The 7,112-nt window shown below is 68.0% G+C and carries 6 protein-coding genes; 3 read left to right on the top strand and 3 right to left on the bottom strand.

Annotation, left to right across the window (positions count from 1 at the left end):
* Positions 1-81: 81 nt before the first annotated feature.
* A complete protein-coding gene (locus H4O10_RS22050) occupies positions 82-1,098 on the bottom strand; it encodes a TIGR00266 family protein (RefSeq protein ID WP_049454351.1) in 1,017 nt (338 codons plus the stop codon).
* A gap of 158 nt (positions 1,099-1,256) precedes the next feature.
* Between H4O10_RS22050 and H4O10_RS22055 the strand changes: the two genes are divergently transcribed.
* Entirely contained in the window at positions 1,257-3,527 is a 2,271-nt protein-coding gene (locus H4O10_RS22055; RefSeq protein ID WP_049454353.1) for a TonB-dependent receptor, read from the top strand.
* A gap of 112 nt (positions 3,528-3,639) precedes the next feature.
* Here the strand turns inward: H4O10_RS22055 and H4O10_RS22060 are convergent, their stop codons facing one another.
* On the bottom strand, positions 3,640-4,479 hold the full coding sequence (locus H4O10_RS22060; protein WP_033833533.1) for a phosphatase PAP2 family protein: 840 nt from the start codon (positions 4,477-4,479) through the stop codon (positions 3,640-3,642).
* 262 nt (positions 4,480-4,741) lie between these two features.
* Here H4O10_RS22060 and H4O10_RS22065 point away from each other — a divergent pair, with 262 nt between their 5' ends.
* Both H4O10_RS22065 and H4O10_RS22070 read left to right on the top strand, forming a co-directional pair.
* Positions 4,742-5,620, top strand: coding sequence for a hypothetical protein (locus tag H4O10_RS22065; RefSeq protein ID WP_033833534.1), 879 nt, complete (start codon positions 4,742-4,744; stop codon positions 5,618-5,620).
* An 11-nt stretch (positions 5,621-5,631) separates the two neighbouring features.
* Complete coding sequence (locus tag H4O10_RS22070) at positions 5,632-6,834, top strand: DUF4785 domain-containing protein (RefSeq protein WP_049454354.1); 1,203 nt, start codon at positions 5,632-5,634, stop codon at positions 6,832-6,834.
* A gap of 157 nt (positions 6,835-6,991) precedes the next feature.
* Here the strand turns inward: H4O10_RS22070 and H4O10_RS22075 are convergent.
* Positions 6,992-7,112 (bottom strand): integrase core domain-containing protein (locus H4O10_RS22075; RefSeq protein WP_157806712.1); only part of this gene is annotated, 121 nt, incomplete at its 5' end.

A 7,112-nucleotide genomic window follows, 5' to 3' on the forward strand; every position in this document is an offset into this window, starting at 1 on the left:
CCGGCCGCTGGCCGGCAACCATAGGGAAACTGGCAACGGTCCATGGGGTTGCCGGCCAGCGGCCGGCACGACCGGAGGCGGTCAGAAGCGGTTGTCGCCGTCCAGCATCCGGCCCAGGCCGCCCAGTACCGAACCCTCGCCGCGGTTCTGGCCACCGCCCTGCGGCGCGGCCATCCACATGCGGCCGGCCAGGCGCGAGAACGGCAGCGACTGCAGCCAGACCTTGCCTGGGCCGGTCAGCGTGGCCAGGAACACGCCCTCGCCGCCGAACAGCATGCTCTTGATGCCCGCAACACGGCGCACGTCCATGTCCACGGTCGGGTGGTAGGCCACCACGCAGCCGGTATCCACGTCCAGGCGCTCGCCGGCAGCCAGCTCGCGTTCCACCACGCAGCCGCCGGCGTGGATGAACACCCAGCCGTCGCCTTCCAGCTTCTGCATGATGAAACCCTCACCACCGAACAGGCCGGTCATGATCTTGCGCTGGAACTGCACGCCGATCTGCACGCCGCGCGCACCGGCCAGGAAGCTGTCCTTCTGGCAGATCAGGCGGCCGCCGTGCTGGTCCAGTTTCATCGCCAGCACCGTGCCCGGGTAGGGCGCGGCGAAGGCGACCTTGCCCTTGCCGTGCCCGCTCTGCGTGTAGACGGTGGCGAACAGGCTCTCGCCGGTCAGCACGCGCTTGCCGGCGGCCATCACCTTGCCCATGAAGCCGCCGCCCTGGTCGCCGTTGGCGGCGCCGAACACCGTGTCCATCTGTACCGTGGCGTCCTTGAACATCAATGCGCCGGCCTCGGCGATGGCGCTCTCGCCGGGGTCGAGCTCGATCTCCACGAACTGCATTTCATGGCCGACGATGCGGAACTCGATGTCGTCGGCGCGGCCGCTGGCGCCGACGGGGACCGGCGGTGGGGTGTTGGGCATGCCCGGGGCCGCCGCCTGCAGCTCGGCCACCTCGGTGATCGGTGTCCACCCGCTCATGCCCTGGCACCAGGCCAGCGCGCGTGGATTGGCCTGCGCGTAGCGGCGCGCGGCCTCGTCATCAAGCGGGCCGATGCGCTCGGCCTGGGCGGAGGCATGGAAGTACCACTGGGTCATGGCGGCGGGTCCGTCGCGTTGGAAACCCCGAGTCTAGCGAGCGCCCGGGGGCGCCGGCGACGGGGCCATGAACGGCGGGCATTTGCGGCGTAGGTGCTGTATTGCAACAATTATCTGGTAGCGCCGTTTTACCACCCCTCCAAACACAGCCTACCGCCATGTCCCCGACCCGTACTTCCCGTGGCCGCCTTCCGGTCGCGCGCCCCCTCGTTGCCGCTCTTTCCGCCCTGCTGCCGCTGGTAGCAGCCGCTCAGGAAACCCCCGCCGCCAAGGATCCGGTTGCCCTCGATGCCCTGCAGGTGACCGCGCAGCGCCGCGTCGAGAACGCCAAGGACGTACCGGTCGCACTGAGCGCGATCCAGGGCGAGAAGCTGGATGTGCTCGGCTCGGCCGGCGATGACATCCGCTTCCTGGCCGCGCGCGTGCCCAGCCTCAACATCGAGTCGTCCTACGGCCGTGCCTTCCCGCGCTTCTACATCCGCGGCCTGGGCAACACCGATTTCGACCTCAATGCTTCGCAGCCGGTGTCGCTGGTGTATGACGACGTGGTGCAGGAAAGCCCGCTGCTGAAGGGCTTCCCGCTGTTCGACCTGGCCAACGTGGAAGTGCTGCGTGGCCCGCAGGGCACGCTGTTCGGCCGCAACACCCCGGCCGGCGTGGTCAAGTTCGATTCGGCGCGACCGTCGCAGGATGCCGACGGCTACGTGCGCGTGGGCTACGGCAGCTACAGCAGCTGGAACGTGCAGGGCGCCTACGGCGGCCCGCTGACCGACCGCTGGTCGGCACGTGTCTCGGCGATCTACCAGCGCCGCGATGACTGGGTCGACAACACCCGCGCCGGTGCCCCCAACAGTGGCTTCGAAGGCTATGACGAAGCCGCCGGCCGCGTGCAGTTCCTGTACGAAGGCGACGACTTCGAAGCGCTGTTCAACCTGCACAAGCGCAAGCTCAACGGCACCGCGCGCCTGTTCCGCGCCAACATCATCCAGAAGGGCGGCAATTCGCTGGTCGAGAACTTCGACCGCGACAAGGTGGCCAACGACGGCGTCAACTTCTCCGACCTGGAAACCTGGGGCGGCAGCGCGCGCCTGCAGTGGAACCTCGGCTCGGTGACCCTGCACTCGATCACCGGCTACGAGACCGCCGAATCGCTCAACCGCGGTGACATCGACGGCGGCTACGGTGCGGCCTTCCTCGGTGCCGGCAACTACGGTCCGGGCCTGATTCCGTTCTCGTCGGAGTCGGCCGACGGCCTGCCGCACCACCGGCAGTGGACGCAGGAAGTGCGCATCGAGTCCAACGAATGGGGTCGCTTCGACTGGCAGGCCGGCGTCTTCTACTTCGATGAAGACGTGACCATCAACAACTTCAACTACGACTCGCTGACCCCGGGCAACCCGCAGACCGGCCACGTGGTGCAGAACCAGCGCAACAAGGCGTGGGCGGTGTTCGCTTCGGGCGACTTCGATGTCACCGACCGCTTCAAGCTGCGTGCCGGCGTGCGCTACACCCAGGACAAGAAGGACTTCAGCGCCAGCGTGCTGCAGGCCGTTCCGTTCGGCACCCCGGTCAGCGGCCCGTACCTGGCCAACACCGACGTCAACGACGTCAGCTGGGATGTCAGCGGCGTCTACAAGCTGACCGACGACATCAACGCCTACGCCCGCGTGGCCAAGGGCTTCCGCGCACCGTCGATCCAGGGCCGCCTGGCCTTCGCGCCGGGCCTGTCGCAGGCCGACTCGGAGAAGGTCATCTCGTATGAAGCCGGCATCAAGGCCGACCTGTTCGAGCGCCGCGCGCGCGTGGGCCTGAGCGTGTTCCGCTACAACGTCGATGGTCAGCAGCTGATCGCGGTGGGTGGCAGCAACAACACCGCCACCCTGCTCAACGCCGACAAGACCATCGGCCAGGGCGTGGAACTGGACCTGGAAGCCTACCTGGCCGACAACGTCCTGCTGACCTTTGGCAGCAGCTACAACGACACCGAGATCAAGGACAAGGATCTGGCGGTGGCGATCTGCGGCGGTGGCTGCACCATCAACGACCCGACCACGGTGATCAACGGCCAGACCTATGCGCTGGTGAACGGCAACCCGCTGCCGCAGGCACCGAAGTGGATCCACAACGCGACCCTGCGCGTGGGCTTCCCGCTCAGCGATGGCAGCGAGCTGTACGCCTACACGGACTGGGCCTACCGCAGCGCGGTGAACTTCTTCATCTATGAGTCGCCGGAATTCCGCGGCCGTAGTTCGCTGGAAGGCGGCCTGCGCCTGGGCTACAACTGGGATTACGGCCAGTACGACGTGGCCGTGTTCGGCCGCAACCTGACCAACCAGACCCGCGTGGTCGGTGCGATCGACTTCAACAACCTGACCGGCTTCCTCAACGAGCCGCGTACCTGGGGCGTGGAGTTCACCGCGAAGTTCTGATGCGGTGGCTGCGTTGATGCAATGAAGAAGGGCCGGCGCAATGCCGGCCCTTCTTCCTTACGCCCCTTGGTAGTGCCGGCCGCTGGCCGGCAACGAGTGATCCGGCGCGCGCTTACAGCGCGCTCTGCGGGCGCACCTTCAGCACCGCGTTCTCGGTAGTGCAATCGCGGCTGGAGTGCAGGCCGGCCTTGCGTGCGGCGGCGATTTCCTTGCGTGCGGCCAGCAGGTCCTTGTTGAACGCAGCGTTGTCGTGCAGGCGGGCCACCGCGGCGGCGCCCATGAAGCGGCCTTCGAGGATGTCGCTCTGCCAGTGCACGTTGCAGACCAGGCGGCTCTCGCCGTAGTTGCGGCCACGGGCCTGGATGGCATCGGCGCGGTCCGGCGCGATCTCGGACAGGATCAGTGCCCAGGCCCAACCGATCGAGGTGTGGCCGGACGGGTAGGAACCGTTCTTGCGCAGGCCTTCCTCGTCCTTCGGCGAGCAGGTCGGTTCACCGTTGACCATGAACGGGCGCGGGCGCTGGTAGTGGTTCTTGGCCGCCTTGGTCGCCGCACTGGCGTCGATCCGGCTGCGCTCCAGCAGGCGATACAGCGCCGGGGTCTTCACCGCGTCGACGTCGATGTCGGCGGCGCAGGAGAAGTGGTTGGCGCCTTCGGGGAAGCCGAGCTCCGCATCGACGCCGGCCTGGGCGAAGCGCGGGCTGCCACGCAGCGCGCGGGCTTCACGGCTGACCTGCTCGTCCAGGGCGAGCGCGGCCGAACCGGCCACCGGTGGTGCCGGTACCAGGTCGAGGCTGGCCGGAACCGCGCTCTGGTCCAGATAGCCCACCGCCTTGGTGGTGATGTTGGCTTCGACGGCGGTCGGCTTGGTGGCGGTGGCGGCACAACCGGCCAGGGCCGCGACAACGGCAAGGCCGAGCAGCGGGCGGGCAGGGTGGGAAATCAGCGACATGGACAGGCTCCGGGAGAGAAAACAACGCGCCATGATCGCAGCCCCCATACGACACTGCAGTGGCCATCGGTCATACGGCCAGACCCGGCATGGTCATTGTCGCGATATGAAAAGCGTCATCGTTTGACGTCAGTCTCCTGATTCCGGGCGCAGCGCACGGACTTTCACGCCGCTGCACCGCGAGCATCGGCACAACGGCAAGCGCCAGGGCCGTCCAGTTCCAGCCGGGTCGGGGGGATCCGAAGACAGAGGGAGAGAAGCGATGCGCAGCACCGCAACAGGAAGTACCGTCCTGGCCCTGCTCCTCGGGCTTGCAACAGCGCCGGCGCAGGCCGCCGACGTGGTCGGCGTGGCCTTCGTGCATGGCACCGGCGCGCAGACCAACGCCACCCAGGACTACTGGCAGCCGGCGATCATCGACACCGTGCGCCAGGGCCTGCCGAACAGCAGCAACTACGTCGTCATCAACTGTGACTTCACCCAGTACATGTGGAAACCGGAAGCGGCCGGTTGCCTGGCCAACCAGCTGACCGGCTTCATCGACAGCCGTGGCATCACCCAGCTGGTGGTGATCACCCATTCCAACGGCGGCAATGTGGTGCGCTGGATCCTGTCCAACCCGACCTACGACAGCCGCTATCCGAAGATCATCCGCACGGTGCGCAAGGTCACCGCGCTGGCACCTTCCTCGGCGGGTACGCCGTTGGCCGATGCGGTGCTCAACGGCAACACCTTCGAAACCTCGCTGGGCTGGCTGCTGGGCTACAAGAACGACGCGGTGCGCCAGCAGCAGGTGGCGAGCATGGCCACCTACAACGCGCAGAACCTGTATGGCACGGCCGGTCGCCCAGCGCTGCCCAAGCCGTTCCGCGCGGTGGTCGGCAGCGACGTGGAATCGGCGGTGTGGGACAGCAACAGTTACTGCGGCGGCTATGCCGCCAACGTCGGCCTGGAGTTCACCCAGAACTGGCTGTCGTCCTGCTCCGATGGCTTCCTGGAGTGCAGCAGCCAGAAGGCCGCCGGCACCACCTGGTTCACCGACAAGGCGCGTACCCAGGGCGCGGAACCGCTCAGCCACAACCAGAGCCGCCGCGAGTGCTTCGGCCTGGGCACCCTGCTGCGCAACGACCTGACCCAGTGAGGGAGACGACCATGACGATTCAATCCACCCTGCTGGCCGGCGCCGTGCTGGCAGTACTGTCCCTTTCCGCAGCGCAGGCCGCGCAGCCGCTGCAGGCCGCCCGCGCAGGCGACCAGGTGCCCGCGGCGCTGGTTGCCGCGCCGTTGCCGGCCGATGACAGCGAACGCGCACCGCTGTCCTTCGCCTGGGCCTTGGACCCGGCGCAATCGCTGCAGGCGGCTACGCCGTATGCCTCGGTCAGCCGCAGCTACTGGCAGCAGGTAGATGGCGCCCAGCTGCAACGCGGCATCGATCTACCGCTGACGGCCGCCGATGCGGTGATCCAGCTGAGCCCGGCCGAAGGCGCGCGGGCAGTGCCGGCAAATGCGTTGCAAGTGCGCGACCCGGCGGGCCGCAGCAGCGTGGCCCGCAGTGTCGACGCGCGCGCGCTGCAGCAGGCCGGCATGCCGGTGAGGGATGGCAGCAGCATGCTGCGCACCGGCGCGACCAGTGCCGCCGGTGCGTACACGCTGCAGAGCGCGCAGGCACAGGGCCGCTACGTGGTGCAGGTGCTGGAGCCGAACAGCCCGCTGCGGCTGGAAGTGCAGGCCAACCAGGCGCAGGTGCTGGCCGGTGGCAACGTGCAGTTGCAGGCACGCCTGCTGGAAGACGGCGCCACCACCGCGCAGCTGGCCTCGCGTCGTGGCGGCCTGGGCGGTGAAGCCCTGCTGGTCGCGCCCGATGGCCGCAGCTGGCCGCAGCGCCTGCTGCGTACCACCGATGGTGCCCTGCGTGCGCAGGTGCGGATTCCGGCTGATGTCGGCAACGTGCAGGGGCTGTGGGAACTGCAGGTGTTCGCCCAGGCCGATGGTGTGCTGCGCGATGGCAAGGTGGCCTTCGCGGTGGCGCGGCCCACTGCGCGCTTCAGTGGCCAGGCGGCACCGGACCCGGCCAGCCGCCAGGTAGCGCTGCCGCTGCAGGTGGCCGCCGCCGGTCGTTACGAGGCGCGTGGCACGTTGTATGCCACCGGCCGCGATGGCCAGCTGAAGCCGGTGGCGCAGGCGCACGCAGCCGCGTGGTTCGACGGTCCGGGCGCGGGCCAGCTGGTGCTGCCGTTCGACCAGGCCGCGTTGCCGGCTGGGTTCGGTGCGCCGTACGAGCTGCGCGACCTGCAGCTGCAGGATCAGAGCCGGATGGCACCGATCGAATCGCGCGCACTGGCGTTGCGGTTCTGAGCAAGGCAGTGGCGGGCCGGGACATCCGGCCCGCCGCACCGGCATGGCGACGGAATGGCACCACGACGGGAATGACACCACGACGGGGTAGAGTCGACTGTTGGTCGACTGCCTTTCGCCTGGATCGCAAAGATCCCGCGCTGCGCGCGATAGTCGACTAACTGTGTAAACCCACCACGTTGTTCAGCAGGACTCTGGAAATAGGTGGCTGGCCACCGATCCCCATGTGAGGGCGGTGCCAGTTGTAGTGGTGCAGCCATTGGGTCAGCACGGAATTG

Origin of the sequence: Stenotrophomonas sp. I18B00994 (genome assembly GCF_014145825.1) — a bacterium.
Taxonomy (GTDB): Bacteria; Pseudomonadota; Gammaproteobacteria; order Xanthomonadales; family Xanthomonadaceae; genus Stenotrophomonas; species Stenotrophomonas maltophilia.